Here is a 2,678-nt window from a genome sequence, read left to right as displayed (position 1 = left end):
AGGCCCGCCTCCTTGGCGATGCGCGCCGCCTGTTCGGCCTCGTCCTCATCGGCACCCACCATCGGGGCCAGTTCGCGGGCGAGTGTGGCCACGCGGTCGATCAATTCGGCCTGCGTACCCAGCTTGTTGTGGAAGGTGACGTTGCGCAGGTTTTCGACCCATGTTTCCATGCCCTTATCCGACTTGGCCACGCGCAGGTCATTTTCCCAAAAGAATTTGGCATCCGACAGTCGGGCGGAGAGGACTTTATTGTTCCCGGCCAGAATGGTCGCGCCTTGGTCCTTTGTTTCTCGATTGGCAACAGTGACGAAACCTTCGATCCGGCCTGTCTTTGGGTTGCGGACCGAGAAGAACTTCTGATGTTCGCGCATCGAGGTTTGCAGCACCTCTGACGGCAGGCCCAGAAACGCCTCGCCAATCCGGCCCATCAGCACCACGGGCCATTCGACCAAGCCCGCGACTTCGGCCAAAAGCGCGGCGTCCGGCACCAGTTCCAACCCCCGCGCAAAGGCTTGGTTCTGCGCGTCTTGCCAGATTGCGGCTTCACGCTCTGCCGGGTCAAGCATCACGAAAGCGCGGCGCAGTTTGACGGCGTAATCGTCGAAACCGGTTACTGCAAAGCGGCCCGGAGCCATGAAGCGGTGGCCTTCGGTGGTGTTGCCGGCGGTCAGTTGATCGACGATGATCGGCACGACCTCCGAACCATCCTCTGCGGACAGAATACAAAGGATCGAATGCAAAGGTCGCACCCAGCGCAACGTGCCCTGCCCCCAGCGCATCGACTTCGGCCACGGGAAGGTGCGGATGGCGGCTTCCACCACCTCGGCGATGATCGCCGGGGCGGCGCGTCCGGGTTTGTCGATCACCGCAAAGTACACCTGCCCCTTTTTATCGTCGCGCAGCTCCAATTGATCGCGGGTCAGCCCGGTGGACCGCAAAAACCCTTGCAAGGCGGCATCCGGGGCATCGGCCTTCGGCCCTTTGCGTTCCTCGCGCGTGGGTTTGCTTTCTTCCAACAGCCCTTCCACTGTCAGCACCAAACGGCGCGGGGTAGAAAAAGCGCCAGCCGAGGCATAGGTCAACCCGGCCTCTACCAGACCATCGGTCACCAGCTTTTTCAGGTCAGCCGCCGCGCGGACCTGCATCCGCGCGGGGATTTCCTCGGAAAAGAGTTCAAGCAGCATATCGGGCATCGGTTATTCCTTTGGCGGCACGGGTGGCGGAACCGGGCAGTCTTCAGGTGCGGGGTCGCCGTTGAACACGACCGCACCGCACGCGTTGATCTGGTTCCAGGCAAATGCGCGGCCGTCATCCATCACGACGACGACCCGATCAATGCCGTATTTGATATTCGCTTCACCAAGATAGGCCGTGGCGCGGCCCTGCTCCAGCGCCTCCCCGATTGCTTCGGCGTCAAAACAGGAAAACCACGAGGGCGCGACCAAAGGTTCCGCCTTTTCATAAACCTGATAGGTTTCGGTCAGCATCGCCATGCTTTGCGGGGTATGGAAGCAGGCACGGAACCGGATGGGCGAGCTTTCGGCGTCAATGCCTTGAAACCCCTCGATCAAAACCGGTTCAACCGCGCCTTCAACGGTGGTCATCCTGATTTCGGCGGCGGGGGCAGAGGCGGCGATCTCGTGGTAGTAGCCGTAGACTTGCAGATAATAGATCGCGCCGCCGACAAGTAATGCAGATATCACGATAACCCCTACGAGAAATTTGCCGATCACAGCGTTTCCAGTTTCGGTTCTGCGCCCGCCGCTTCAGTCATAATGAAGGCATCGGCGCAGGCTTTGGCGAGCGCACGCACCCGGCCGATATAGGCCTGGCGTTCGGTGACGGAGATCACGCCGCGCGCATCCAGCAGGTTGAACAGGTGGCTGGCCTTGATACATTGATCATAGGCCGGGTGCGCCATGATGATATGGCGACCCGCGCTATCCACCGGGTCAGCGGCAAGGGTGCGGCCACATTCGGCCTCGGCATCCTCAAAATGCTGGAGCAGCATCGCAGTGTCCGCCTGATCAAAATTCCAGCGGCTGTATTCCTGTTCGGTCTGGCGAAAAACATCGCCGTATTTCAACGGAATCGGCGAGTCCGGATCGTTGTAGGGCATGGCCATGACGTGATCAACACCAAGGATATACATCGCGAGGCGTTCCAAGCCATAGGTCAATTCACCGGAAACCGGGTGGCAATCATGGCCGCCGACTTGTTGGAAATAGGTGAATTGGCTGACTTCCATGCCGTCACACCACACCTCCCAGCCCAGGCCCCAAGCGCCGAGGGTCGGGCTTTCCCAGTCATCCTCCACAAAGCGGATATCGTGCAGGTCCATGTCAATGCCGATGGCGGCCAATGACCCGAGATAGAGCGCCTGCAAATCCGGCGGGCTGGGTTTGATCAGCACTTGATACTGATAATAGTGCTGCAACCGGTTCGGGTTTTCGCCGTAACGCCCATCGGTCGGGCGACGGGAGGGTTGCACATAAGCCGCGGCCCAGGGCTTTGCGCCGAGCGACCGCAGGGTGGTAGCCGGGTGAAACGTACCGGCCCCAACCTCCATGTCATAGGGTTGCAGAATGGCGCAGCCTTTGGCCGCCCAATAGCTCATCAATCGCAGGATGATTTCCTGAAAGCTGCGCGGGGCGTCGGGTGGGTTGGTCATGCGCGTC

The 2,678-nt window shown here is 60.3% G+C and carries 3 protein-coding genes; all 3 read right to left on the bottom strand.

Features of this window, described 5'->3' with window-relative positions; translation table 11 throughout:
* On the bottom strand, positions 1 to 1,193 hold a 1,193-nt coding region (gene glyS / locus L0H65_RS17935; RefSeq protein WP_301460575.1), incomplete at its 3' end, for a glycine--tRNA ligase subunit beta.
* A 3-nt stretch (positions 1,194 to 1,196) separates the two neighbouring features.
* Positions 1,197 to 1,703 (bottom strand): DUF6446 family protein, encoded by a 507-nt coding sequence (locus L0H65_RS17930; protein ID WP_301460574.1) that lies wholly within the window; start codon positions 1,701 to 1,703, stop codon positions 1,197 to 1,199.
* Between the two features lie 26 nt (positions 1,704 to 1,729).
* Positions 1,730 to 2,671 (bottom strand): glycine--tRNA ligase subunit alpha, encoded by a 942-nt coding sequence (locus L0H65_RS17925; RefSeq protein WP_301460576.1) that lies wholly within the window; start codon positions 2,669 to 2,671, stop codon positions 1,730 to 1,732.
* Between the last annotated feature and the right edge of the window lie 7 nt (positions 2,672 to 2,678).

This window comes from Pseudorhodobacter sp. (assembly GCF_030452865.1).
Classification (GTDB): Bacteria; Pseudomonadota; Alphaproteobacteria; order Rhodobacterales; family Rhodobacteraceae; genus Pseudorhodobacter.
This window is presented reverse-complemented; position numbering and strand designations above follow the sequence as displayed.

What these genes read in the sequence shown, in the direction of transcription:
- L0H65_RS17925 (WP_301460576.1), bottom strand. Translation starts at nt 2,671, where the DNA reads ATGACCAACCCACCCGACGCCCCGCGCAGCTTTCAGGAAATCATCCTG.